The 26,072-nt window shown below is 42.6% G+C and carries 27 protein-coding genes and 1 pseudogene; 2 read left to right on the top strand and 26 right to left on the bottom strand.

Annotation, left to right across the window (positions count from 1 at the left end):
- Positions 1-53: 53 nt before the first annotated feature.
- Positions 54-1,508: an alpha-amylase gene (locus tag NMM17_RS01980; protein WP_001181038.1), complete on the top strand. Its 1,455-nt coding sequence runs from the start codon at positions 54-56 to the stop codon at positions 1,506-1,508.
- Between the two features lie 89 nt (positions 1,509-1,597).
- Here the strand turns inward: NMM17_RS01980 and alaS are convergent, their stop codons facing one another.
- From alaS to budA, 10 genes and pseudogenes are all read right to left on the bottom strand, one after another.
- Positions 1,598-4,216, bottom strand: coding sequence for an alanine--tRNA ligase (gene alaS, locus NMM17_RS01985; RefSeq protein WP_049502178.1), 2,619 nt, complete (start codon positions 4,214-4,216; stop codon positions 1,598-1,600).
- Between the two features lie 21 nt (positions 4,217-4,237).
- Positions 4,238-4,724 (bottom strand): annotated as a pseudogene (locus NMM17_RS01990) (LURP-one-related/scramblase family protein).
- 272 nt (positions 4,725-4,996) lie between these two features.
- A complete protein-coding gene (locus tag NMM17_RS01995) occupies positions 4,997-5,248 on the bottom strand; it encodes a hypothetical protein (protein WP_000426062.1) in 252 nt (83 codons plus the stop codon).
- Between the two features lie 151 nt (positions 5,249-5,399).
- Positions 5,400-6,470 carry an ABC transporter substrate-binding protein gene (locus NMM17_RS02000; protein WP_049502179.1) on the bottom strand — a complete coding sequence of 357 codons (1,071 nt, stop codon included), beginning with the start codon at positions 6,468-6,470 and terminating at the stop codon, positions 5,400-5,402.
- Positions 6,467-7,240, bottom strand: coding sequence for an ABC transporter permease (locus NMM17_RS02005; protein ID WP_000712740.1), 774 nt, complete (start codon positions 7,238-7,240; stop codon positions 6,467-6,469). Before NMM17_RS02005 ends, NMM17_RS02000 begins: the two co-directional genes overlap by 4 nt.
- Positions 7,237-8,043 (bottom strand): ABC transporter permease, encoded by an 807-nt coding sequence (locus NMM17_RS02010; protein WP_049502180.1) that lies wholly within the window; start codon positions 8,041-8,043, stop codon positions 7,237-7,239. Before NMM17_RS02010 ends, NMM17_RS02005 begins: the two co-directional genes overlap by 4 nt.
- The gene (locus NMM17_RS02015) at positions 8,024-9,181 is read right to left on the bottom strand and encodes an ABC transporter ATP-binding protein (protein ID WP_000742900.1); all 1,158 of its coding nucleotides are present in this window, start codon (positions 9,179-9,181) and stop codon (positions 8,024-8,026) included. The genes NMM17_RS02010 and NMM17_RS02015 overlap by 20 nt, the downstream gene beginning before the upstream one ends.
- A 159-nt stretch (positions 9,182-9,340) precedes the next feature.
- Positions 9,341-10,246: a UDP-N-acetylmuramate dehydrogenase gene (gene murB / locus NMM17_RS02020; protein ID WP_000111589.1), complete on the bottom strand. Its 906-nt coding sequence runs from the start codon at positions 10,244-10,246 to the stop codon at positions 9,341-9,343.
- Between the two features lie 112 nt (positions 10,247-10,358).
- On the bottom strand, positions 10,359-11,111 hold the full coding sequence (locus tag NMM17_RS02025; RefSeq protein ID WP_049502181.1) for a YhfC family intramembrane metalloprotease: 753 nt from the start codon (positions 11,109-11,111) through the stop codon (positions 10,359-10,361).
- Positions 11,112-11,120: 9 nt separating this feature from the next.
- Positions 11,121-11,852, bottom strand: a complete 732-nt coding sequence (budA, locus tag NMM17_RS02030; RefSeq protein ID WP_000360293.1) for an acetolactate decarboxylase — start codon at positions 11,850-11,852, stop codon at positions 11,121-11,123.
- A 141-nt stretch (positions 11,853-11,993) separates the two neighbouring features.
- Between budA and NMM17_RS02035 the strand changes: the two genes are divergently transcribed.
- On the top strand, positions 11,994-13,265 hold the full coding sequence (locus NMM17_RS02035; RefSeq protein ID WP_000744841.1) for a PLP-dependent aminotransferase family protein: 1,272 nt from the start codon (positions 11,994-11,996) through the stop codon (positions 13,263-13,265).
- Positions 13,266-13,286: 21 nt separating this feature from the next.
- On the opposite strand, the gene NMM17_RS02040 is transcribed toward NMM17_RS02035, so the two are convergent.
- The 16 genes from NMM17_RS02040 to NMM17_RS02115 all read right to left on the bottom strand — a co-directional run.
- Positions 13,287-14,102, bottom strand: a complete 816-nt coding sequence (locus NMM17_RS02040) for an ABC transporter substrate-binding protein (RefSeq protein ID WP_000837377.1) — start codon at positions 14,100-14,102, stop codon at positions 13,287-13,289.
- Positions 14,103-14,259: 157 nt separating this feature from the next.
- A complete protein-coding gene (gene phoU, locus NMM17_RS02045) occupies positions 14,260-14,913 on the bottom strand; it encodes a phosphate signaling complex protein PhoU (RefSeq protein ID WP_000946458.1) in 654 nt (217 codons plus the stop codon).
- Between the two features lie 11 nt (positions 14,914-14,924).
- A complete protein-coding gene (pstB, locus tag NMM17_RS02050; protein ID WP_000133484.1) occupies positions 14,925-15,683 on the bottom strand; it encodes a phosphate ABC transporter ATP-binding protein PstB in 759 nt (252 codons plus the stop codon).
- Between the two features lie 12 nt (positions 15,684-15,695).
- A complete protein-coding gene (pstB, locus tag NMM17_RS02055) occupies positions 15,696-16,499 on the bottom strand; it encodes a phosphate ABC transporter ATP-binding protein PstB (protein WP_049502182.1) in 804 nt (267 codons plus the stop codon).
- Between the two features lie 10 nt (positions 16,500-16,509).
- Positions 16,510-17,394, bottom strand: a complete 885-nt coding sequence (pstA, locus tag NMM17_RS02060; protein ID WP_000543046.1) for a phosphate ABC transporter permease PstA — start codon at positions 17,392-17,394, stop codon at positions 16,510-16,512.
- The gene (gene pstC / locus NMM17_RS02065) at positions 17,384-18,301 is read right to left on the bottom strand and encodes a phosphate ABC transporter permease subunit PstC (protein WP_001070903.1); all 918 of its coding nucleotides are present in this window, start codon (positions 18,299-18,301) and stop codon (positions 17,384-17,386) included. The genes pstA and pstC overlap by 11 nt, the downstream gene beginning before the upstream one ends.
- A complete protein-coding gene (locus NMM17_RS02070; protein ID WP_049502183.1) occupies positions 18,301-19,179 on the bottom strand; it encodes a phosphate ABC transporter substrate-binding protein PstS family protein in 879 nt (292 codons plus the stop codon). Before NMM17_RS02070 ends, pstC begins: the two co-directional genes overlap by 1 nt.
- A gap of 221 nt (positions 19,180-19,400) precedes the next feature.
- Positions 19,401-20,705 carry an RsmF rRNA methyltransferase first C-terminal domain-containing protein gene (locus NMM17_RS02075; RefSeq protein WP_254753735.1) on the bottom strand — a complete coding sequence of 435 codons (1,305 nt, stop codon included), beginning with the start codon at positions 20,703-20,705 and terminating at the stop codon, positions 19,401-19,403.
- On the bottom strand, positions 20,706-21,479 hold the full coding sequence (locus NMM17_RS02080; RefSeq protein ID WP_254753736.1) for an inositol monophosphatase family protein: 774 nt from the start codon (positions 21,477-21,479) through the stop codon (positions 20,706-20,708).
- Complete coding sequence (locus tag NMM17_RS02085) at positions 21,469-21,747, bottom strand: UPF0223 family protein (protein WP_001041974.1); 279 nt, start codon at positions 21,745-21,747, stop codon at positions 21,469-21,471. Before NMM17_RS02085 ends, NMM17_RS02080 begins: the two co-directional genes overlap by 11 nt.
- The gene (locus NMM17_RS02090; protein ID WP_000631254.1) at positions 21,747-22,148 is read right to left on the bottom strand and encodes a Spx/MgsR family RNA polymerase-binding regulatory protein; all 402 of its coding nucleotides are present in this window, start codon (positions 22,146-22,148) and stop codon (positions 21,747-21,749) included. The genes NMM17_RS02085 and NMM17_RS02090 overlap by 1 nt, the downstream gene beginning before the upstream one ends.
- Positions 22,149-22,355: 207 nt before the next feature.
- Positions 22,356-22,973 carry a TIGR01906 family membrane protein gene (locus tag NMM17_RS02095; protein ID WP_254753737.1) on the bottom strand — a complete coding sequence of 206 codons (618 nt, stop codon included), beginning with the start codon at positions 22,971-22,973 and terminating at the stop codon, positions 22,356-22,358.
- Positions 22,963-23,736: a TIGR01457 family HAD-type hydrolase gene (locus tag NMM17_RS02100; RefSeq protein WP_254753738.1), complete on the bottom strand. Its 774-nt coding sequence runs from the start codon at positions 23,734-23,736 to the stop codon at positions 22,963-22,965. Before NMM17_RS02100 ends, NMM17_RS02095 begins: the two co-directional genes overlap by 11 nt.
- A gap of 27 nt (positions 23,737-23,763) precedes the next feature.
- On the bottom strand, positions 23,764-24,483 hold the full coding sequence (locus tag NMM17_RS02105) for an acyl-[acyl-carrier-protein] thioesterase (RefSeq protein WP_254753742.1): 720 nt from the start codon (positions 24,481-24,483) through the stop codon (positions 23,764-23,766).
- 4 nt (positions 24,484-24,487) lie between these two features.
- Complete coding sequence (gene hemW, locus NMM17_RS02110; RefSeq protein WP_247947374.1) at positions 24,488-25,618, bottom strand: radical SAM family heme chaperone HemW; 1,131 nt, start codon at positions 25,616-25,618, stop codon at positions 24,488-24,490.
- A 175-nt stretch (positions 25,619-25,793) separates the two neighbouring features.
- A partial coding sequence (locus NMM17_RS02115) for an LPXTG cell wall anchor domain-containing protein (RefSeq protein WP_254753739.1) occupies positions 25,794-26,072 on the bottom strand: 279 nt, incomplete at its 5' end.

Genomic DNA, 26,072 nt, shown 5'->3' on the forward strand with positions numbered 1-26,072 from the left:
CCGATACTTTATGATAGAATAAAGAACAAGATTGACAAGTAAGAGGAAACATCATGCAAAATCAAACACTCATGCAATACTTTGAATGGTATCTGCCCCATGACGGCCAGCACTGGACGCGTCTGGCTGAAGATGCTCCACACCTAGCTGATCTCGGTATCAGCCATGTCTGGATGCCACCAGCCTTCAAGGCTACCAATGAAAAAGATGTCGGCTATGGGGTCTATGACTTATTCGACCTAGGCGAGTTTAATCAAAAAGGTACTGTCCGCACCAAGTATGGTTTCAAAGAAGACTATCTTCAAGCCATTCAAGCTCTAAAAGCACAGGGAATTCAACCTATGGCCGATGTGGTGCTCAATCACAAGGCTGCTGCTGATCACATGGAAGCCTTTCAGGTTATTGAAGTGGATCCTGTAGACCGTACAGTTGAACTTGGGGAACCCTTCACCATCAATGGCTGGACTAGCTTTACCTTCGATGGTCGCCAAGATACCTACAATGACTTCCACTGGCACTGGTACCACTTCACTGGTACAGACTATGATGCCAAACGCCGAAAGTCTGGGATTTATCTGATTCAAGGAGACAACAAGGGTTGGGCAAATGAGGAATTGGTCGATAATGAAAACGGTAACTACGACTACCTCATGTATGCCGACCTAGACTTTAAACATCCTGAAGTCATCCAAAATATCTATGACTGGGCTGACTGGTTCATGGAAACGACTGGTGTAGCTGGTTTCCGCTTGGATGCCGTTAAACACATTGACTCTTTCTTCATGAGCAATTTTATCCGTGATATGAAGGAAAAATACGGTGAGGATTTCTATGTTTTTGGTGAATTTTGGAATCCTGACAAGGAAGCCAATCTGGACTATCTTGAAAAAACGGAAGAACGCTTTGACCTTGTCGATGTTCGTCTCCACCAGAATCTCTTTGAAGCCAGTCAAGCTGGCGCAAACTATGATCTTCGTGGTATTTTCACAGATAGCTTGGTTGAGCTCAAACCTTACAAGGCTGTAACCTTTGTCGACAACCACGATACCCAACGTGGTCAGGCTCTTGAATCTACTGTTAAAGAATGGTTCAAACCAGCAGCCTATGCCCTCATTCTATTACGCCAAGACGGCCTTCCATGTGTCTTTTACGGAGACTACTATGGGATTTCAGGGCAGTATGCTCAACAAGATTTCAAAGAAGGCCTTGACCGCCTCCTAGCCATCCGAAAAGATTTGGCCTATGGAGAGCAAACAGACTACTTTGATGATCCTAACTGTATCGGTTGGGTACGTTCAGGTGCTGAACATCAATCCCCAATCGCAGTTCTTATCTCAAATGACCAAGAAAACAGCAAGTCAATGTTTGTCGGCCAAGAATGGGCTAACCAAACCTTTGTAGATTTACTTGAAAACCACCAAGGTCAAGTTACAATTGATGAGGAAGGTTATGGACAATTTCCAGTCTCAGCTGCTTCGGTAAGTGTCTGGACTGCCAATACAATCTAATTGCCATTGATTATAAAGCCAGATCCAATCAGATTTGGCTTTTTTCTATTCACAAAAAGACCTACCCAAATGGATAGATCTTTATTTTCTTACAATTTACCTGCTACTGCATCCAACAATTCTTGGATCTTAGCTTGGTTGCTTCCTCCTGCCATGGCCATGTCTGGTTTACCACCACCACGTCCATCGACGATTGGTGCTAATTCTTTGACAAGGTTTCCTGCATGAAGGTCTTTTGTCTTGCTTGCTACAAGGACATTGACTTTATCACCAATAGCGGCAACTAGGACAAGAAGATCAGAGTAGTCTTTTTGTTTCCAGTTATCCGCAAAAGTACGAAGAGCACCAGCATCAGATACAGATACTTGGCTAGCAATGTAACGGTGACCATTGACTTCCTTCACATCCTTGAAGATATCGCCTGCGGCTGCAGCTGTGGCTTTTTCTTTCAACTCAGCATTTTCTTTTTGCAATTGACGAAGTTGTTCTTGAAGTCCTTCTACCTTGTGAGGTACTTCTTTAAGTTGAGGTGCTTTCAAGGTTGCTGCGACAGCTTTAAGAGCGTCCTCTTGTTCACGGTAGGCTTCAAAGGCTTCCTTACCAGTCACTGCCAAGATACGGCGAGTTCCTGATCCGATACCTTCTTCTTTGACAATCTTGAAGAGGCCAATCTCAGAAGTGTTACCAACGTGAGTACCACCACAAAGCTCGATAGAGTAGTCACCAATAGTAACAACACGGACTTCTTTACCGTATTTCTCACCAAAGAGGGCCATAGCACCCATTTCTTTAGCAGTGTCAATATCCGTTTTAACTGTCTTCACTTCAAGAGCTTCCCAGATTTTTTCGTTGACTTGCTGTTCAATCGCACGCAATTCTTCTGCAGTTACTGCTTGGAAGTGTGTAAAGTCAAAGCGAAGGAATTCAACTTCGTTAAGAGATCCTGCTTGTGTTGCGTGGTTTCCAAGGATATTATGAAGGGCAGCGTGAAGCAAGTGAGTCGCAGTGTGGTTTTTCATAACACGGTGACGACGATTAGTATCGATTGCCAAGGTATATTCTTGGTTCAAGGTAAGTGGTGCAAGGACTTCAACTATATGAAGAGCTTGTCCGTTTGGTGCTTTTTGAACATTTGTCACAGTAGCCACAACCTTACCTGACTCATCCAAGATTTGTCCGTGGTCAGCGACCTGTCCACCCATTTCAGCATAGAATGGCGTTTCCGCAAAGATAAGTGAGGCAGTTCCTTCTGATACAGCTTCTACCTCTGCATTATCAGCCACGATAGCCACCAATTTAGAAGATAATTGGCTAGCATTGTAGTTGAAGACACTTTCTACAGTGATGTTTTGAAGGGTTTCATTTTGCATACCCATTGAGCCACCCTTGACAGCTGACGCACGCGCACGCTCTTGCTGTTCTTTCATGGCTGCTTCAAAACCTTCACGGTCTACAGTCATACCAGCTTCTTCAGCGATTTCCTCAGTCAATTCAACTGGGAATCCATAAGTGTCATAAAGTTTGAAGACATCTGAACCAGCGATAACAGATTGACCTTTTTCTTTCAAGTCAGCTACGATGCCTTGGGCAAAGTGTTGACCTGAGTGAAGGGTACGGGCAAATGACTCTTCTTCACTCTTAACGATTTTCTCAATAAAGTCACGTTTTTCAAGCACTTCTGGATAGTAGCTTTCCATAATTTTTCCAACAGTTGGAACGAGTTTGTAAAGGAAAGGCTCGTTGATTCCCAATTTTTGACCATGCATAGAAGCACGACGGAGAAGACGACGAAGGACATAACCACGACCTTCATTTCCTGGAAGGGCACCATCACCGATGGCAAATGAAAGGGAACGGATGTGGTCTGCGATGACCTTAAAGCTCATGTTGTCGCCATCTTGGTCATAAACCTTACCAGACAATTTCTCCACTTCACGAATGATTGGCATGAAGAGGTCCGTTTCAAAGTTGGTCTTAGCCCCTTGGATAACGGCCACCAAACGCTCCAAACCAGCGCCCGTATCAATGTTCTTGTGTGGCAATTCCTTGTATTCGCTACGAGGAACAGCAGGATCTGCGTTAAATTGTGACAAAACGATGTTCCAGATTTCAATGTAACGGTCGTTTTCGATATCTTCTGCAAGAAGGCGAAGACCTATATTTTCTGGGTCAAAAGCTTCTCCTCGGTCAAAGAAAATTTCTGTATCAGGTCCAGAAGGCCCAGCACCGATTTCCCAGAAGTTATCTTCGATTGGAATTAAGTGGCTTGGGTCCACTCCCACTTCAATCCAACGGTTGTAAGAATCTTTATCATCTGGATAGTAAGTCATGTAAAGTTTCTCAGCAGGAAAATCAAACCATTCAGGGCTTGTCAAAAGCTCATAAGCCCAAGTGATCGCTTCGTCTCGGAAGTAATCACCGATAGAGAAGTTCCCCAACATTTCAAACATAGTATGGTGACGTGCAGTCTTCCCTACGTTCTCGATGTCATTGGTACGGATCGCCTTTTGCGCATTGGTAATACGTGGATTCTCTGGGATAATAGTCCCATCAAAGTATTTCTTAAGAGTTGCTACACCAGAGTTGATCCACAAAAGTGTTGGGTCATTTACAGGAACCAAACTCACTGATGGTTCTACAGAGTGACCTTTGGTTGCCCAGAAGTCAAGCCACATTTGGCGTACTTGTGCACTAGATAGTTGTTTCATATTGTCTCCTTATTTACTTGTTTAATGTGATTGGCTTTCCAGCATCTCCACATAGTCAATCGCGACACAGAGGGAAATGACTAGGTCTGCATAAGCGTCCTCAAGGACCGTTACGTTATAGGTAGAGGTCAGATGGAAGAGTTCCTTCTTAATTTCCGCAATCAGCTGATCGCGATCATCCAGCAATTTGAAATTCAAATCCCAGATATTGCCCTCGATACGAAGACCTAGATTATCAAACTCATACTTATCTCGCCAGAAGGTCAACTTCTTGCGAATGACAAAACTCGAGCCATCCCGAAGCTGAATCTCAAAACGAGGAAGCAAGGTCAAGATTTCTTTACTAATCTGACTGACTTGTTCACCATTAACATCATAGATGGTAAAAGTTTTGGGAATCTTAAAAAAATGATCCCTCTACCTGATAGGCGATTTCTCCCCTGTCATCCTTGATAGCGAAGCGTTCGCCTCCAAGACGAAACTTTTGTTTGACAAGAAATGTTTTCATCAACACCTCCAAAAATTAAAAGACAAGCTCATATCACGAAGGGCGAAAAACCGCGGTACCACCTTCATTCAATGAACTTGTCATTCTCTTATTCTTATGCAATTGTATGATTGAGTAGCATGACTTTCTAGCTTAGATGGCTCGCAGCACCGCCATTTCTCTGGACTAAGACAACTGAAAATCAAATCTCAACTTTCTTATTATATCGTTTTTTTAAGCTTGCGTCAACTGGAAATGATACCCATTTAATAACCCATTTCCTACATCTCAGATTACTTTTTCAGAACATATTTTTTCTTACTACTATCACTCTTTTTATCCCAACTTTTATTCCAAAGTTTTGAATTGTTAAAGATAGCTACGAAAATATTTGCAAATATAAAGAACCCTATCACCAAATGTATGGAATCAGTTGTTAGGTATTGTCGATCCAAACCATCCTTTAGATAAAATAGTATATATGTTTGCTGAACAGTCAAAAAGGTTGGCCAGAAACTTTTTTTGAAAAAAGTAGACATTTCCATTGTTTGTTACCGCTTTCTGTAAGGTTAAACTTAGTATACTACTGGGCTAAAAAATAAGCAACCAGAATAGAAAAATATACAGTTAAAAAATTGCCTTCTATTTTTTAAAAAACGAACCAGCTTGACTGATTCGTTTCGTGACTGCTAACTCCTACTTCCGATACATTTTAAATTGTAGGAAGAGGTCGCTGTATTTACCTGTCCATTTATGGTCAAATTTCTCATAAACTTCTAGGTGTTTCATGGTTTCAGCATCTGGATAGAAGGCCTTGTCTTCTTTTTTCTCCTCTGGTAGCAATTCCTTAGCTGGTAGGTTTGGTGTTGAATAGCCGACATACTCCGCATTTTTGAGAGCATTTTCAGGTTTCAACATAAAGTTGATAAAGGCATAGGCTGCGCCTTGGTTTTTGACTGTTTTTGGTATAACCATATTGTCAAACCAAAGGTTGCTGGCCTCAGTTGGTACCACATAGCGTAGATTTTCATTTTTTTCTAGCATTTGGCTAGCTTCACCAGAGAAGGTCACGCCGATAGCAGCGTTGTTCTGAATCATGTATCCCTTCATCTCGTCTGCAACGATAGCCTTGATATTTGGAGTCAATTTGTAGAGTTTGTCTACTGTCTCTTCCAACTGCTGGGTATCCTTTGAGTTGAGGCTATAACCCAGAGAGTTGAGACCTAACCCCAGCACCTCACGCGCCCCATCAAAGAGCATGATGGAGTTCTTATACTCTGGCTTCCAGAGGTCATCCCAATGCTCAGGCGCTTGATCGACCATGGTTTCATTGTAGACAATTCCCAGTGTTCCCCAGAAGTAAGGAATGGAGAATTTATTGCCTGGGTCAAAGGACTGGTTGAGGAACTCTGGTCCGATATTTTCAAGACCTTCAAGTTTTGAATAGTCAAGCGGTACTAAGAGGTCTTCGTCCTTCATCTTGTTGATCATGTATTCACTTGGGATGGCAATATCGTAGGTCGTTCCACCCTGCTTGATCTTGGTATACATGGCTTCGTTGGAGTCAAAGGTCTCATACTGGACTTGGATTCCTGTCTCTTCTGTAAACTGAGTCAAGAGTTCAGGATCAATATAGTCTCCCCAGTTATAGATAACCAATTTTTGACTATCTCGGCTATTGATTTTACTGTCTAGATGAGTCGCAATTCCCCACAAGACCAGAATAATGGCTACAATTCCTGCTAAAAATGAATAGAGTTTTTTCATGCTTGCTCCTCCTTCTCACGTGAGATAAAGTAATATCCAACAACTAGGATAATACTAAAGAGAAAGACGAGGGCAGACAGGGCATTGATTTCTAGCGAAATCCCTTTGCGAGCACGAGAATAAATCTCGACTGACAGGGTTGAAAAGCCATTTCCCGTTACAAAGAAGGTCACGGCAAAGTCATCTAGCGAATAGGTGAAGGCCATGAAGTAACCTGCAATGATAGACGGAGTCAGGTAAGGAAGCATGATTTCCTTGAACATCTGAAATTGACTGGCACCAAGGTCATAGGCCGCATGAATCATGTCACCGTTCATTTCCTTGAGTCGAGGCAAGACCATCAAGACCACGATAGGAATCGAGAAGGCCACATGACTAGATAGAACGGTCAAAAAGCCAAGTGAAAACTTGAGTTGGGTAAAGAGAATCAAGAAGCTGGCACCAATCATAACATCAGGCGCAACCATGAGGATATTATTGAGTGAAAGAAAGGCTTCTTGGTATTTCTTACGAGATTGGTAAATATAAATGGCACCAAAAGTCCCGATAATGGTCGCAATCAAGGCTGACAGGAAGGCCAAGAAAAAGGTCTGAGTCACAATTAACATAAGGCGACCATCGCCAAACATGGTTTTAAAATGACTCAAACTAAAGCCTGTAAAGCTATTCATGTCGTTGCCTGCATTAAAGGCATAGCCAATCAAGTAAAATATTGGCAGGTAGAGGACAAGAAAGACCAGTCCCAGATATAGATTGGCAAATTTTTTCATCGTTCTCTCCTTTCCTTAGTCACCCACATGGTGATGAACATGGTCAGGATGAGAATCACACCGATGGTTGAACCCATACCGTAGTTATCATTTGTCAGGAAATTCTGTTCAATAGCAGTTCCCAGCGTGATAACGCGGTTTCCACCAATCAAACGGGTCAGCATGAAGAGACTCAAGCTAGGAATAAAGACCGACTGAACTCCACTTCGCACGCCGTTCATCGATAGAGGGAAGATGACATGACGGAAGGTCTCCCACTTGGTCGCACCGAGGTCATAGCTGGCATTGATGAGATTGTTATCCATATCGTCCAAGACATTGAAAATCGGCAAAATCATAAAAGGAAGCTCGATGTAGCTTGCGACAAAGATAAAGGAGAAATCGGTAAAGAGCAACTGTTGCGAACCGATTCCGATAAATTCCAAGAATTGGTTAATAGAGCCATTCTGACCAAAGATACCGATAAAGGCATAGGCTTTGAGGAGCAAATTGATCCAAGTTGGCAGGATAATCAGCATGAGCCAGAGTTGACGGTGCTTAAGACGGGTTAAGAAGAGGGCCGTCGGATAGCTGATGAACAAGGTAACTAAGGTCACAATCCCTGCATAAAGCACTGAGTTGAAACTCATTTTGAGATAGGTTAAGTTTTGTGACGCAAAGTAAGATTTATAGTTTTCTAAACTAAACTGGCCTTCAATGTTGAAAAAGGATTGTCCGAAAATCAAGACCAAGGGTGCAAGGACAAAGAGGGCAATCCAAAGCATGTAGGGCACTACAAAGAGTTTAGAGCTTGTTTTCTTCATCTCTTTCCTCCTCGATTGCATTGATCAGACCTGCTTCTTGCTCTTCGATTTCCACGTATTCTTCGATACGAGCATCGAACTCTTCTTCAGTTTCGTTGAGACGCATGATATGGATGTCTTCTGGCTCAAAGTCCAGACCGATTTCCTCACCCACGATAGCCTTACGAGTCGAGTGGATCATCCATTCATTCCCAAGTTCGTCATAGGCGATAATTTCATAGTGAACCCCACGGAAGAGTTGAGTATCCACCTTGACTTGGAGCTTGCCTTCTTCAGGAAGGGTAATGCGCAAGTCCTCTGGACGAATGACAACCTCAACAGGTTCATTTGGCTTCATCCCTCCATCGACCGCTTCAAAGCGTTTGCCGTTAAACTCAACCAAGTAGTCCTCAATCATGGTACCTGGCAAGATGTTTGACTCGCCGATAAAGGTAGCAACAAAGTGGTTGATTGGCTCATCGTAGATGTCCACAGGTGTTCCAGACTGGACAATCTCGCCATCATTCATAACAAAAATCCAGTCACTCATGGCCAGGGCTTCTTCCTGATCATGAGTAACAAAAACAAAGGTAATGCCCAATCGTTGTTGCAGTTCACGCAGTTCGTACTGCATGTCTGTTCTTAATTTTAAGTCCAGCGCTGATAAAGGCTCGTCCAACAAGACCACACGGGGTTGGTTGATGATGGCACGGGCAATAGCCACACGCTGACGTTGTCCTCCAGAGAGTTTACGGATGGAACGTTTTTCGTAACCTTCCAACTGAACCATCTTGAGAACTTCCGCAACGCGTTGCTCGATTTCCTTCTTGTCAATCTTACGCAAGCGTAGTGGAAAGGCAACATTTTCAAACACATTCATATGTGGAAACAAGGCATAGGATTGGAAGACGGTATGGACGTCTCGCTTGTTGGTTGGGATGTCATTGATTCGGACACCGTCCAGTAAAATATCTCCTGTCGTCGCATCCAGCAAACCTGCAATGATGTTAAGGATAGTTGATTTCCCTGAACCAGACGCGCCTAGAAGAGTATAGAACTTCCCTTCTTCCAACTCAAAGTTGATATCTTTGAGAACCTTGGTGTTGCTGTCTTCAAAAACTTTAGAGACGTTTTTGAATTCAATAATTGGTTTTTTCAATTGTCGTTTATTCCTTCTTTTTCATAGATTAACAGATCAGGGCTCTGTCAGGCCGCTACTACCTCGTGTAGGAGATTGAACTGCCTACATTCTTCTGCACTAACGATAGGCCTTCACCCCCTTTCCATGACATAGCAGCAGCTTTTCAAATACAGCTTCCTACTTGCTTTCACCTAAAATACGGACCTCTCTCTCAAGAGTAACGCCAGAGTGTTCCTTGACTTTTTCAATCACAGACTCAATCAAGTCTTCGTAGTCTTTGGCCGTTCCGTCAGCAACATTGATCATAAATCCAGCGTGTTTTTCTGACACTTCTACGCCACCGATACGATAGCCTTTCAAGCCAGCTTCTGAAATTAATTGACCTGCAAAATGACCGACTGGACGCTTAAAGACCGAACCACAAGATGGATATTCTAAAGGTTGCTTGAGTTCACGTAGATGCGTCAAGCGATCCATTTCTTGCTTGATAACCTGATGAGTTCCTGGAGCTAGAGCAAATTTAGCTGACAGAACAACTGCACCAGACTCTTGAATAGCTGAATGGCGGTAACCAAAAGCCAAATCCTTGACAGACAGGGTCTCAATTTCTCCATCCTTGGTCAAGACCTTACAAGACTGCAAGATGTGGGAAATCTCGCCACCATAGGCACCCGCATTCATAAAGACAGCACCACCAACACTTCCTGGAATGCCACAAGCAAACTCAAAGCCAGTCAAACTATGACGAAGGGCAATTCGAGTTGTTTCAATCAAGTTAGCACCAGCTTCTGCTTCAATGGTATAGCCATCAACGGAAACATTATTGAGCTTGTCACACAAGATGACAAATCCACGAATTCCACCATCACGGACGATAATATTGCTGGCATTTCCAAGTACCATCCAAGGGATATTTTCTTGATTGGCAAATTTAACAACGCGAGCCAACTCAAAACGATTTCGTGGGAAGACCAAATAATCGGCCTCTCCACCTACTTTTGTATAACTATAGCTATGCAAGGGTTCTTTAAAACGGATATCAATCCCTTCTAAGATTTCAAGCATTTTTTCTTTTACTGACATGACACTCTTCCTTTTACAAAATTCATTCCATTATACCATTTTTAAGACCATTTGACGACCCTAAAAAAATCTTGGGCTTATTTTAAACAAAAAAAGAGGCTTCCCCCTTTTCTTATGATTTTTTGCAAAAGATTGCCTTAGTTCCATAGGCAACTAGGAACAGTTCAACTAGTAGAATGACTTCAACCAAGACTGGACTTGTAATCCATCCTACTTGAGCTAGAGATGGAACAAGATCAAAGAAGGCATGAAGGCCATAGGCTGCTAATAGATATACCCAGTTTTTATGACGAACACCTTGATAAACCCAAACAGTTAAAAGCATTTGGAATCCAAGTGCTAAAATCCGTTCAAAAGCAAGCAAATAAATTTGCCAGACAGATAGCGACTGGATAGTTTTCAACATATTTTCAGACAGCAATTTCAGGACCTGTGGATTCTGAGTCTGAACTGCCGAAAGAACAATGTAGAGATTGATGAGGCTAGTAACACCTAAGAAAATCAATTCCAAACCACCATGCCCCAATCCATAAGCAAGGGCATCTGATTTTTCCAAGTTTCTTTTTTTCTTCAACCATTTAAAGAAGATAAGACGAGCTGTTTCCTCAAAGAAAGCCGCCATAGCTAGGCCATAGACAATATAAACCAGGGGATGGTCTTGTAAAAGAGCAATACTTCCATCTTTTTGAGGATGAAGAACTATGATATGAATCAATTTTTCTAGAATCTGTGAAGAGAGAAAGAAGGCAACAGCCCCCAAGCCCAAGACAGCTAAATTAATCTGGTATTTCTTTTTGGCATACCAAATGCTCCCTATCAAAAAAGCCAGCAACAGCACCATGGTAATAATGATATGAATGGTCATTTTCTTCTCCTATTCTGCCTTTTCAATATCTTTTTTCATCTCGTCAACATTGAACTTAGCAAACAAGTATTGACGGTCTTGGACTGGGAAACGTTGATCCAACTGGTCAACTGCTCCCACCTCGATAATGCCTTCCTTGATGACAAAGTCCATGACATGCCCACCGAAGGTCAAGTCATCTGATATGAAGTGCAGATGGTAGCCTGCCACACTAACTCCATGGAAAATCTCTGGCGTCCAGAAACCAACGATGGTTCCTGCGACATTGTCACGACGATATTCAGGCTGATGGGTTGCAACATCAGCAAACTTGGTCTCTGGTGTCGACTTGGGAATCATGCGCACATGCATATGTGAAAATTCCCCACGAATCTTGATAGAGCGGAAAAGATTTTCCCCATCATAATAAGACTCAATCCGTTCTTCCAATTCCTTATCTGTCATCTCAAACCGCTGGCGGAAAATAACCTCTGCCTGATGCGGTACTACCGCTGCATAAGGAATAAGAGCATCTGGTGACACCTCCACAATATCTGGCTGGTCGCCTGATCCTTTGGCCTGATAAGCCTTGCCATCCAAGACAATCAATTCTCCATCAATGGAATCCAAGGTTCCCAAACCAAGGTCACCATGCTCTAGCAATTCTCCTACTGTCATGGTCCCACCATAAAGGCCAGCCATCAAGGCTCCAAGGGTATTGTATTGAAATAATTTCACTGGTTCCTGCACGTTCTTATCCATTCACTTTCTTGTCTGTTATTCTATAAATGTTACTCCTAAGTATACCACATTTGCCTCTAGATGTGCACGAGAGAAACACTCTAAACATTGCCAAGAAGGAAAAAAAAGGGTACAATGTAACAAAATCAAGGGAGGTCTGGAATGAAGAAACAAAGCAAGTACCAAGAGGTCGTTGCCTATCTGAAAAATGGTATCGAGTCTGGACGATTTCCTACGGGTAGCCGCCTGCCTTCTATCCGTCAACTGAGCCTTGACTTTCACTGTAGCAAGGACACCATTCAACGAGCCCTGCTGGAATTACGGCACGAACAATACCTCTATGCCAAACCTCAGAGTGGCTACTATGTATTAGAACAAGGGCAACACCAAGACCTAGAAATCGAGGTTACAGATGAACATGCCAGCGCCTATGACGATTTCCGACTCTGCGTCAATGAAACCTTGATTGGCCGGGAAAACTACCTTTTTAACTACTATGACAACCAGGAAGGATTAGAAGACCTAAGACAGTCCATTCACAAATTACTCTTTGAGCAAGCTCTCTACTGCAAGGCTGACCAACTAGTACTGACTTCTGGGACCCAACAAGCCCTTTTTATCCTCTCTCAAATTTCCTTTCCAAGCCAAGCAAAGGAAATCTTAGTCGAACAGCCTACCTACCATCGGATGAATCGCCTCTTGATTGCTCAAGGTCTGGACTATCAAACGATTGAACGAGGCATTGATGGAATTGACTTGGAGGAACTTGAACGGCATTTCCAAACGGGAAAGATCAAGTTTTTCTACACTATTCCTCGTTTTCACTATCCTCTGGGGCATTCCTATTCTGAACAGGACAAACGGGCTATTCTTGACTTAGCTGCCAAGTATGGAGTCTATATCGTAGAGGACGACTATCTGGGGGATTTGGACTCTAAAAAGGGCCAGACCTTCCACTATCTGGATACAGAAGAGCGCGTTATTTATATCAAGTCCTTCTCAACTAGCCTCTTTCCAGCCCTGCGGATTACGTCGCTCATTCTTCCAAATGCTATCAAGAGAGCCTTTGTTGCCTACAAAAATATACTAGACTACGACAGCAACCTCATCATGCAAAAGGCCCTGTCACTCTATATTGACAGTCAATTATTTGAGAAAAATCGTCTAGCTCGCTTGTCCAATCAGGAAGACTACCAAAAACAACTCGAGAAAAGCTTAACGAAAACGCCTTATCCCCTTCCTCATTATCCCCTTCACGATGGTTTATTGCTAGACCTGAGACAGTATCCTAAAATCGCCAGCCTCAAACACAGTCAGCTGAAATTGGACTTCTTTGAGGAGGCTTACTTGGATACCTGTCCTTATCAATTTGCCAAGGTATCCCTAGAAAATCTGGAAAAGGTTTTAAACTATTTAAAAGCAGAATTGGAATAACCTTCCAACTCTGCTTTTTTCTTATTCTTCAACTTCAGTTAGACTTGCTGCCTTTTCAAGATAGCTTTGGTAAGTTCCTTCATCCTTGAGTTTTTGGATGACCTTGTCCACCACTTCTTTCAAATCAGCACTATTTTTTCTAAGGGCAACGGCATTAGCTTCACCGTCCTTCATCTTCAAGCTGACAGTTGCAACAGCTAGGTCCGCATTTTTAGCAGCATAGCTAAGCGCAACAGGCTCATCCATGTGAACAGCATCTACTTTTCCAGCCTGCAATTCATTGACAGCTTCACCCATATTAGTTAGGGAAGTCAATTGCGCTTTTGGCAATTGTTCCTTGACCATTGATTCTGGAACAGTCCCTTTTTGGGCTGCAATATTAGCACTTTCAAGGCTAGTTAAATCCTTGTATTTTTCTACATCAGACTTACGAACCAAGAAACTAATCTTGTTTTCATAGTAAGGGATTGAAAAATCAAAGACTTCTTTTCTCTCGTCAGTAGCGCTAATTCCTGCAACTGCTAGGTCAGCCTTACCAGTTTGAAGACTAGTCAAGACATTGTCAAAACTCATGCTTGAAATTTCCAACTTCACCCCAAGTTCATCAGCGATAGCCTGGGCCATGTCAATGTCCGCACCGACTACCTGGTTTTTTCCGTCAACTAAGGATTGGAATTCAAAAGGTGCATAGTCAGGACTAGTCGCCACAACTAATTTCCCCTTTTGCTTAATGGCCTCAACAGCTGACTGAGAACCATTAGAACCCGACTGGCAAGCCACTAAGAAGAAACTTGCAAGAAAGCTACATAAAACAAATATCCATTTTTTTGATTTCATAAATAAACAACCTCTCTGTTAATTTTGTATAATTATAACGCTATCCAAGATACTTGTCAAGTATTTTTTGAATTTTTATCTTAAAAATATTTTTTTCATTCAATAAAAGGAGCTATCAGTTGATTTCAAGCTCCTTTTTATACAGAATAAATCTATTTTATAATTCGACAATCTTACCTGTTTCAAAGTAAACAACCCATTCACAGATATTTTTGGCATAGTCTCCAATGCGTTCCAAGAAAGCAATCACTTGGAAATAATCACGGCCTGTAACGATAGCATCTGGATTTTTCTTGATTTCTTCTGTAGCCAAGTCACGAATGCTATCAAAGTAATGGTTGATTTTTTCGTCCATGGCTGCTACTTCATAGGCCTGATCTACTGAACCATTCAGATAGAGCTCAAGGGCTGCTTCGACGAAGTTCTTGACATCGCGACCCATTCTCTTGATTTCTTCTTCAACAGCTGGGATACGTTGTTCCCCCTTCATACGAATGGCTGCTTTTGCGATGGAAACAGCATGGTCACCCATACGTTCCAAGTCAGATACTGCTTTTAAGACTGTTAAAACGGTACGCAAGTCTTGAGAAACTGGTTGTTGAAGGGCAATCATTTCAAATGATTTCTTCTCCAATTTCACTTCGTATTCGTTTACTTCTGCATCGTCTTCGATGACTTCCTTGGCCAAATCACGGTCATGCGTAACAAAGGCACGCACTGTACGATTGATTTGGGATAGCACTTCCTGTCCCATGGCATAGAACTGGTTGTGCAATTTCTCCAAATCTTCTTCAAATTGAGAACGTAACATCATTTATCTCCTTATCCAAATTTTCCTGAAATATAGTCTTCTGTTTCCTTGTGTTGTGGGTTGAGGAACATCTTCTTAGTATCGTTAAACTCAATCAAATCTCCATCTAGGAAAAATCCTGTCTTGTCAGAAATACGAGAGGCTTGTTGCATAGAACGCGTAACCAAGAGCATAGTGTATTTATCTTTTAAGCCATACAAGGTTTCTTCAATCTTACCAGCTGAGATAGGGTCCAAGGCTGAAGTCGGTTCATCCAAGAGAATGATTTTAGGACTAGTTGCCAAAACACGAGCAACGCAAACACGTTGCTGTTGACCACCTGAAAGTCCGATAGCTGAATCATGCAGGCGATCCTTGACCTCATCCCAGATAGAAGCCCGTTGCAAGGCTTTTTCTACCGCCTCGTCCAGAACCTGTTTGTCCTTAACTCCATTGATACGAAGCCCGTAAACAACATTTTCGTAGATAGACATAGGGAAGGGGTTGGGCTGTTGGAAAACCATACCGATTTCTTTACGCAATTCAACTGTATCTGTACGAGGACTGTAGATGTTGTGGCCATTATAAACCACCGAACCGGTTGTGGTTACCTCTGGATTGAGATCCCCCATGCGGTTGATAGCCTTGAGGAGGGTTGACTTCCCTGATCCAGATGGACCGATCAAGGCTGTAATTTCCTTAGGTTGGAAAGATAGGGAAACACTATTCAAGGCCTTCTTTTGATTGTAGTAAACGGACAGGTCTGACACCTGTAAAATCGCTTCTGTCATACTGTTTCCTTTCTATCCAAAGTGTCCTGTTACGTAGTCATTGGTTGACTGTAGTTTAGCATTTTGGAAAATATTAGAGGTCTTATCGTACTCGATCAAGTCACCCAAGTAGAAAAATCCTGTGTAGTCACTAGCACGCGCAGCCTGCTGCATACTGTGAGTCACGATGATGATGGTAAAGTCCTTCTTCAATTCCAACATAGTTTCTTCCAGCTGGGCTGTCGCAATGGGATCCAAGGCTGACGCTGGTTCATCCATCAAAAGGATATCTGGTTTGACAGAGATGGCACGAGCGATACAGAGACGTTGCTGCTGACCACCTGACAGGGTCAAGGCTGACTTTTGCAAATCGTCTTTGACCTGATCCCAAAGGGCAGCTTGACGAAGAGAGGTTTCCACAATTTCATCCAAGACTTGCTTGTCCTTAACCCCTGCACGTTCATGGGCAAAAGTGATATTGCGATAGATAGACTTGGCAAAAGGATTTGGTCGTTGGAAGACCATTCCGATGTGTTTACGCATCTCGTAAACGTTGATTTCTGGACGGTTGACATCAATCCCTTGGTAGAGAATTTGACCTGTTACCTTAGCAATATCAATGGTATCATTCATACGGTTGAGACTGCGGAGGTAGGTTGATTTCCCAGATCCAGATGGGCCAATTAAGGCTGTAATTTTATTTTTTTCAAATTGCATATCGATGCCCTTGATGGATTCTTTTTTACCGTAGTAAACATGTAAATCCTTAGTAGAGAGGGCCACTTTCTCTTCAGGAAAGGTGATGATATGCTTTTCATCCCAATTATATTTTGACATGGCTTCTCCTTTAGGCAGCAGTTAATTTCTTATGTAGGTAGCTTCCGAGTTTACGGGCTCCAAAGTTAAAGATGAGGATAAAGATGAGGAGCACGGCCGCAGAACCTGCTGATACGATGGTTCCATCTGGAATGGTTCCTTCGCTATTGACTTTCCAGATGTGGACAGCCAAGGTTTCTGCTTGACGGAAGATAGAGATTGGGCTGGTCACACTGAGAATATTCCAGTTAGACCAGTCAAGGGCTGGAGCGGATTGTCCTGCTGTGTAAATCAAAGCAGCAGCCTCACCAAAGATACGACCAGAAGCCAAGACAACCCCCGTTACAATCCCTGGAAGGGCTTCTGGAATGACCACATGGACTACAGTCTCCCAACGAGAAATCCCAAGAGCTAGGCCAGCTTCACGTTGCGTGTGGTGAACGTGTTTCAAACTGTCTTCAACATTACGAGTCATCTGAGGCAGGTTAAAGACTGTCAAGGCCAAGGCACCTGAAATGATTGAAAATCCATACTCAAACTGAACTACAAAGATCAAGTAACCAAATAGACCCACAACCACTGATGGCAATGAAGACAAGATTTCAATACAGGTTCTGACAAAGTTGGTCACAGGACCTTTTTTGGCGTATTCAGCTAGGAAAATCCCAGCTCCCATAGACAAAGGCACAGAGATAATCAAGGTAATGACCAAAAGGAAGAAGGAATTATAAAGCTGAATTCCAATCCCTCCACCTGCTTGGTAAGATGATGATTTGCCAGTCAAGAAAGACCAAGAGATGTGGGGCAAACCACGAACCAAGATATAAAGAATCAAGGATGCCAAGATGGCAACGATAATTCCTGCAATTGAGTAGAGGACAGCTGTTGCAATTTTATCTAATTTCTTAGCGTGCATAGTTTTTCTTTCCTCTTTCTTTCGTAATCAATTTAATCACACTGTTGAAGGCCAAACTCATCAAGAGCAAGACTAAGGCTAGTGACCAGAGAACGTTATTGTCAACGGTTCCCATAACTGTATTTCCGATACCCATGGTCAAGACAGAGGTCAAGGTCGCAGCAGGTGTTGTCAATGAAGTTGGGACAACGGCTGAGTTTCCGACCACCATCTGAATGGCCAAGGCCTCACCAAAGGCACGCGCCATCCCAAAGACCACTGCTGTAAAAATCCCTGAACGCGCAGCCTTTAAGGTCACGCGCCAGATGGTTTGCCAACGAGTGGCTCCCATAGCCAAACTAGCTTCGCGGTAGTGACGAGGCACCGCACGCAAGCTATCAGTTGTCATAAAGGTTACCGTTGGTAGGATCATGACAAAGAGAACAAAAATCCCTGATAAAATCCCAAAACCAGTTCCACCAAAGACACTACGGACAAAAGGAACTACGACCTGTAAACCGATAAATCCATACACGACTGAAGGAATTCCGACCAGCAATTCAATGGCTGGTTGCAAGATTCTAGCACCTTTTGGTGAGACTTCGGTCATAAATACTGCCGCACCAATAGCAAAAGGAGTTGCGATAAGGGCCGATAGGATTGTGACAATAAAGGAACCCAAAATCATAGGAAGGGCACCAAATTGTTTACCTGAAGGATTCCAAGTTTGGCCAAAGAGGAAATCAAAGATGTTAACCCCATTGACAAAGAAGGTCGACAAACCTTTTTGGGCTACGAAGATCAAAATCATAGCCACGATGATGACAATCAAAGACAGACAGGCAAAGGTCAAGCCTTTTCCAAGTTTCTCTAAACGAGAGTTCTTTGAGGGAGAGAGTAATTTTTTAGCTAATTCTTCTTGATTCATTAGTGACTCCCTTCTAGTGCTGTCACCGTTCCTACAGCATCTTTTTCAACCTTCATTTCCTTGACAGAAATATAGCCCATTCCCTTAACGATTCCACTTTGCGCTTCATCTGAGAGGACAAAGTTGAGAAATTCTGCCACCAATTCATTTGGTTGACCTAGGGTATACATGTGTTCATAAGACCACAAAGGCCAGTTATTGGTTGTAACATTTTCTGCAATCGGCTCATAGCCATTCAACTTCATGCGTTTCACCGAGTCATCCACATAGGCAAAGGCTAGGTAAGAAATGGCTCCTGGTGTCTGGGAAACAATGTTTTTGACCATCCCATTTGAATCCTGTTCTTGACTCTGCACAGCAGACTGACCATCCATGATAACACTATCAAAGGTTGCACGTGAACCAGAACTTGCTGCACGGTTAATAATAGAAATGGCTAGGTCTTTCCCGCCGACTTCTTTCCAGTTGGTTACTTGACCTGTGAAGATGCTACGGAGTTGTTCTGTTGTCAGATTTTCAACGTCAACTTCCTTGTTTACAATCACTGCCAAGCCCGCTACGGCTACCTTATGATCCACTAGAGCGGATGCGTTGATACCGTCTTTTTCCTCGGCAAATACGTCTGAATTTCCTACATCAACGGCTCCAGACTGAACCTGAGACAGACCTGTACCAGATCCTCCACCTTGGACGTTGACTGTTTTTCCAACGTGTATAGAGCCAAATTCATCTGCTGCTGCTTCGACCAAGGGCTGAAGAGCCGTTGAGCCAACAGCTGTCATGGATTCCCCACGATCAATCCAGCTAGCACATCCCGCCAAAGAACCTGCTAGCAAAAGAGCCGCAAGGGATAGAGCGAGTTTTTTCCTTTTTTTCACTGTTTTTTCTCCTTGAAAATAATGGTGAATGCTGTGAATTTTTTCAACTATTTATTTATGTTTTTCTTTTTTAAAATTGGGAACCAACCGAAGTTGCTAGCTTAGTTTTACTAGAAATTTGCTCAGTTGTCTTCTCAACAAATTTTGACTTAAAATAAAAGACAATTTGAAAAAATCCATACTTCCACTATAACATAGACAAGCTACTTTGACTAGCATTTTCACTTGAATCTGAGGCCTTTTGGAAAATAATTTTTCAAAACATTTCCAGTCACCTTAGCAAAGCCCAAACCATTGCCTTGAACCAAAACTTGGTACCAACCATTTGGCAGACTTTCTGCCAGATGAACAGTTTCTCCAGCCACATACTTTACAAACTCTTCTTGGTCAATTTCAACCGACTGCTTGACCTGACTCGGTTTCAAGGCTAGACCAAGAGCAAAACTAGGCTCAAAGCGTTTCTTCTTAAAGGTACCCAGATGCAGTCCATTACGAGCAATCTTGAGCTTCCCTAAATCTGGCAAAAATTCTGGCAGGAGATAGAGTTGGTCACCAAAAGTCTGCAAGATTCCCCTTAGATTGATTTTCAGGTGTTTTTGGGCAAATTCCTGCCACAAAGTAACTTGTTCTCGGCTGAGATTGCTCTTACTTGCCTTAAATTTAGGAGCTGGATTGTCACCTCTAAATTGTAAATGAGCTACAAACTGCCCCTCTCCCTTAAACTGATGAGGGTACATCCGAGCTGTTTCTGGCAGGTCAATACCAGCTACCATTCCATTGATATGTTCAACTGGCAGCAAATCAAAATCATACTCTTCCAGTAGCCAATTGACAATCTCTTCGTTTTCCTCGGGGGCCCAGGTACAAGTTGAATAAACCAGACGACCACCATCAGCTAGCATGTTTACTGCATCTTCCAGAATTTCTCTTTGCAAGCTAGCACATTGACTCGGATAATCTAAGCTCCAATAATCCATAGCATCTGGTTGCTTACGGAACATCCCTTCCCCTGAGCAAGGAGCATCAAGGACAATGAGGTCAAAATAGCCCTTAAAAACCTTGGCCAAGCGGTCAGCAGATTCATTGGTCACCACGACATTTGTCGCTCCAAAGCGCTCCATGTTTTCTACTAAAATCTTAGCCCGTTTGCTTGAAATTTCATTGGAAACAAGGAGACCCTCCCCTGCTAGATAGGCTGCTAACTGAGTTGATTTTCCACCCGGTGCAGCAGCCAAATCCAAGACTTTCATACCAGGACTGGGCTGGGCTACCTGAGCAACCATCTGGGCAGCAGGTTCTTGCGAATAAACCAAACCAGTAGCATGTTCAGACGATTTCCCTGAAACCTTACCATAGTGGCCCCAAGATGTTTGAGGAATGGCATCAGGAAAGGAAACTGGCGCTTCTTTTAAAGGATTGACCCGAAAGGCCGAAACCGCTTCCTCCTCAAAAGAGGCAAGAAAATCTCTTGCCTCATCTCCTAGTATCTCTTCATATTTTTCAACAAATCCTTCTGGAAATTGCATTTAAGTTCTTTTCCTTTCGTAAATATAGGACTGAATTTCCTCCTGCATCTCAAGAGGTAGCATCATGACCGGCTGTCTGGTTTGAAAATCAAGCGCTTGACCAGAAAGGGTCACAACCCGATAGCCCAGACTTTCCCCTAAAATACTAGCCGCAGCATAATCCCATGGTTGCAGATAAGTAACATAGGTCAACAAACGCCCTGACAAAATCTTGGCAAAACTAATGGCCGCACTCCCATAGACACGTACACCGAGTACAGCCCGACTCAAATCAGCCAAGCCCCATTCATTGGTTTCCAACATACCACTATTCCCTGCAATAAGAAAATCTCCAAGGGGTTTTACTTTAAAGGGAGCTAGGGGCTGATCATTTCGGCAAACCGGAAACTTACCACCACCGTGATAACAATCCCCTTTGACCACATCATAAATCAGACCAAACTGTCCCTGGCCATTTTCAAAATAAGCCATCATGACAGCAAAATCTTCCTGCTGAGCCACAAAATTATTGGTACCATCAATGGGATCAATAACCCAAACCTTGCCCTCTTGAACCGAGGCTCGCAGACAACCTTCTTCAGCACAAATCTTATCCTCAGGATAACGGGATAGAATCTCACCAACCAAGAGCTCCTGAACTTCCTTGTCCAGTCTGGTCACCAAATCTGTTGGAGAGGTCTTCGTCTCAACACACAAATCTTCCTGCATATGGTCAAGGATGTACTGGCCCGCCTTCTTGACCAGCTCTTTAGCAAATTCAAATTTACTTTCCAAGAGAAATCTTTCCTTCCCCTTTTTCCTTGGCAGCCTGAACCGCTCGGTAGAGCGAATAGCCACTAACTGTTTCAAATTCTCGTCCCAAACGTTTCTCTTCACTCTTGCTTGGCACGACCGCTTTGAATCCCTTATAGGAGTCCAGTAACTTTTTAGCCTCTACCTTGCCCTCATAGGCAGCTTCAACATCATTAAAAAAAGAAAGCACTGAAGCAAGTTCTTCAGTGCTCCACGACAAATCTAGTGGGTAACTATACTGTTTGTTCATTAACTAATACCAGCTCTCATTCTTGCTTCTTTTAGTTCTTGCTTACGATAACTACGAGGGAGAAAAGCACGAATCTCATCTTCATTAAAACCGATTTGCATACGTTTGGCATCAATAATAATGGGACGACGCAAAAGACTAGGATACTGCTCAATCAAATGAAGCAATTCTGATACAGAAATACTTTCTACATCAATATCTAATTTTTGGAAAATTTTTGAACGAGTTGAAATAATGTCATCAGTACCATTTTCGGTCAAGGAAAGGATGTGTTGCAATTCTTTTCTTGTTAAGGGACTGGTCATAATATTGTGTTCCTCAAAGGGCACCTTATGTTTTTCTAGCCAGGCCTTTGCCTTACGACATGAAGTACAGCTCGGTGATAGGAATAGTGTAATCATGCTTTTCTCTTTTTATCTATACTTTGCTACCTCTATTATACAAAAAAATAAAGCGCTTGACTAGAGATTTTTAGAAAAAAAGCCTATTTTTTCAATAAAAATAGACTGTTTGCGAACGTTTGATAGATTTTGGATTTAGTTAATTCATTCTTAACGATGATTTTAAATTATATACAATTATATATACAAATTAAAAACATCTTTCTTTCACTTCCTACGACTTTTCAGGTATAGAAAACCAAAGAAGCTCTCATAGAGGGCGAAAAAGAGGAGGAAGGCATGTAGGAAGAAGGTCTCTGGTAAAATCAGAATCACTGGATCCTTGGCTGGATCAAAAAGCCAGGTATCATCTCCCACAAAGAGAATTTGATGGAAAAGGGTAAAGAACTGGTCAAAACCAATCAATACTCCCCCAAGCCCAATCAGCAAAGGCAAAACCACTAAAGCCAAAAGCCCTTTACTAAATAGAGACAAGAAGCCCTTTTTCACAATCCCTTTGACAAAGAAATAGAAACTTGGCAGTGTCACTAGAGCAACTAGCTGAACCAAGTGAAAGAGGTTCTTAACCACTGCAAAGTGGTGCAGACCAGCTGCTGACGAACGAAAATCAGGCATCTGCAAGACCTGACTAAAAGGATTGGTCAGGTAATTCATCAAGATCTGAAAGTTGTATTGAATAGTTTCTGGTTTTAGATAGACCCGATTCGTTAAATTCAACCACTGGATCTCCATAGGATAGAAAACCCAAGCCAGATAGATGGTCAGAAGGATTGCGAGGGAAAGAAGAAAGAGCATAGAGCCCCAAAAGGTCAGCTTAGTTTTCATCAAAATTCCACTCCGCAAGACTAGAAACCACATGAGTTGGTGCGATTGGCAGGTCTGCTACTTCTTCTGCCGTGGTAAAACCTGTCGTCACCAAGAGCGTTGGAATGCCATTGTCAATCCCTGCCCGGATATCAGTTAGGTAGTTATCTCCGACCATGATTAATTCTTCACGTTCCAAACCTAAGTGCTCAACTGCCTTGTCCATAATGATGGCATTTGGCTTCCCTATATAAACAGGCTTCACTCGTGTTGCTACTTCAAGCAGGGTAATCAGTGAACCAGCACCTGGCAAAAGACCGCGCTCTGTCGGGATGTTGAGGTCAGGGTTGGTTCCGATAAAGTGAGCACCCTTTTGAATGGCAAGAGTTGCTGTCGCAAATTTTTCATAATCAACTTGCCAGTCCAGGCCTACTACCACATAGGCAGGATTTTCCTTGTCTTCGACATAACCAGCCGCCTTGATGGCTTCCTTGAGCCCTGCTTCTCCAATAACATATGCCGTCTTTTCAAGCCCCAAGTCGTTCATATAGTCGATAGTCGCCAAAGTCGCTGTGTAGACAGTCGACAGGGGCGTATCGATATTAAAATTCTGAGACAACATTTCCTGAACACTCTCTGGAGTACGGGTTGTATTGTTGGTTACAAAGAGATAGGGGATATCTCGCTTTTGCAATTCATGGATAAAAGCCTCCCCTGCTGGAATTCGGTCTTTCCCCTTATAAATAGTTCCGTCTAAATCAATTAAATAGCCTTTATATTTCATCTATTCTCCCTAATCCTTTTTTATTTCTTACCAAGTGATAATAGCTTGGGCATTGGTAGCCCCGTCGCTTGTAATCTCATGCTTGCTTTCCAGTCCAGTCCGTTCAACAGCCGATGTAATAACCCCACCTGGTCGAACTTCCTTGACATACTTGAGGTTGATTCTCTTGGGAATATATTGGGTCAAAAAGTCCGCTCCCATGACCTCAAAAATCCAGTCCAGATACTTACTGTTATTAACATGACCATTCATATCCAAGTCGTAAAAACGGACATGGTAATCCTTGCTGATTGGCTCGTTCAAGGACTCATACTTTGGTCCGCGGATAAGTTTTTTATCAAAATCAGACTGGTAAGGAGCCACAATCTCAGGTTCGACAGCATGGACTTTTCGACTATCTCGGTCCATCAGAACAAAAGTCGCTATCATGTGGATGAGTTCCTGACCTGCTTCATCATAAATGGTAAAGCGACGGTAGCAAAAGAGTCGATTGTAGCTCAGGGCTTCCGTTTCAATAGTGATTTCTTCCGCAAAACGAGGCAAACGAACCACCTCAATATCATAATCTGTGATAATCCAGACCAGATTATAGTTTTCCAAAATGGCCTTATCACTAACACCCAGTTCAATCGACTGCATCCCTGAAACTTGCAGGGACAACAAAATCACATCTGGAAGCTTGATATGACCGTTCATATCAGCCATATCAAAAGGAATTTTCATTTTCATTTGATAAGTTAAGCCCATCATTCTACTCCAAAATAAATCGTTCTGCAACGGTGTCTCCTAAAAAGAGACCTCTTTTTGTCATGCGAACTCGGTCACCCTCTATTTGCATGAGACCTTGTTGAACCAAGTCTCTGACAATTTCTCCATAAAGTCCATCGAAGGACCGTCCAAATTTTTCCTCAAATCGCGCCATGGAGACTCCTGATTTCTTGCGGAGGCCCAAGAACATTTCCTCTTCCATTTGCTCCTTTTGACTCAGGTGTTCTTCTGTGATACGTGCATTGCCTTCCTCAACCGCAGTGAGATAATGACGAATCGGACCATGATTTTTATAGCGTACTCCATTTACATAACCAGACGCCCCAGCACCGATGCCATAGTACTCAGCATTATCCCAGTACATGAGATTGTGCCGACTTTCAAAACCAGGCTTGGAGAAATTGGAAATCTCATAATGCTCAAAACCAGATTTCTCCAGCTCCGCGATGATGTACTCAAACATCTCAGCCTCCAATTCCTCCTTAGGCAGAGGCAATTTTCCTCGTCGCATACGGTTCATAAAGACCGTATGATTTTCTAAAATCAAACTATACAAACTCATATGAGGAATATCCAGCCCAATAGCCTTAGCCACATTGTCCTTGACCTGCTCCATAGTCTGACCAGGCAGCGCATAAATCAAATCGATAGAGATATTATCAAAACCAGCCAGTTTCAGGCGGTCGATATTTTCATAAATATCCTTCTCCAAATGACTGCGCCCAATCTTTTTCAGCATCTTGTCATCAAAGGTCTGCACACCTAGTGAAACACGATTGACAGCCGAGTTCTTCAAAACCGCAATCTTATCCGCATCCAAGTCGCCGGGATTGGCTTCAATGGTCAACTCTTCCAAGGCAGACAAGTCCAAGTTTTTAGTCAAGCCATTCAATAACACCTCTAGTTGCGAAGCTGATAGAGCTGTCGGTGTTCCACCACCAATATAGAGGGTTCTTAACTTTTGAATATCATAAGATTGAAACTCTTCTAACAGATGTTCCAAATAACTATCTACTGGCTGATTCTTGATAAAAACTTTTGAAAAGTCACAATAATAACAAATCTGGGTACAAAATGGGATGTGCACATAGGCTGACGTTGGTTTTTTCTGCATAGTAATTATTATACCACAAAAAGCGAACAATACTTAGAATTCCGTTTAACAAAATCCTAGCATTGTTCGCTTTCTTTATCTAATCATTCTTTTTAGTTTATGACTAACACGATTCCCAGAACCAATCTAGTTTATCATAAAATACAACAGAATGAATGTTCATCTGACTAAATTATTAGTCTTCTTTTTTCTTGCGAGCTACAAGTCCGAGACCACCTAGCATACCAAGAAGTCCTAGAGATGCAAGAGTCGCATTTGATTCTGTTCCTGTATTTGGCAATACATTTTGAGAATCATTTGACTTAGCTCCATTATCAACAGTAGTCTTAGTATCTACCTGATCTGCATTCGGAGTAACTGCATTTGGAGTTGGTGTTGCTGGTGTGACTTTACCTGGTGTTGTTACATCAGGAACTTCTTCAGTTGATTTTCCTGGTTCTGTAATCTTACCTGT

Origin of the sequence: Streptococcus sp. CF7_Ac1-12 (genome assembly GCF_024295905.1) — a bacterium.
GTDB classification, from domain to species: Bacteria; Bacillota; Bacilli; order Lactobacillales; family Streptococcaceae; genus Streptococcus; species Streptococcus mitis_AP.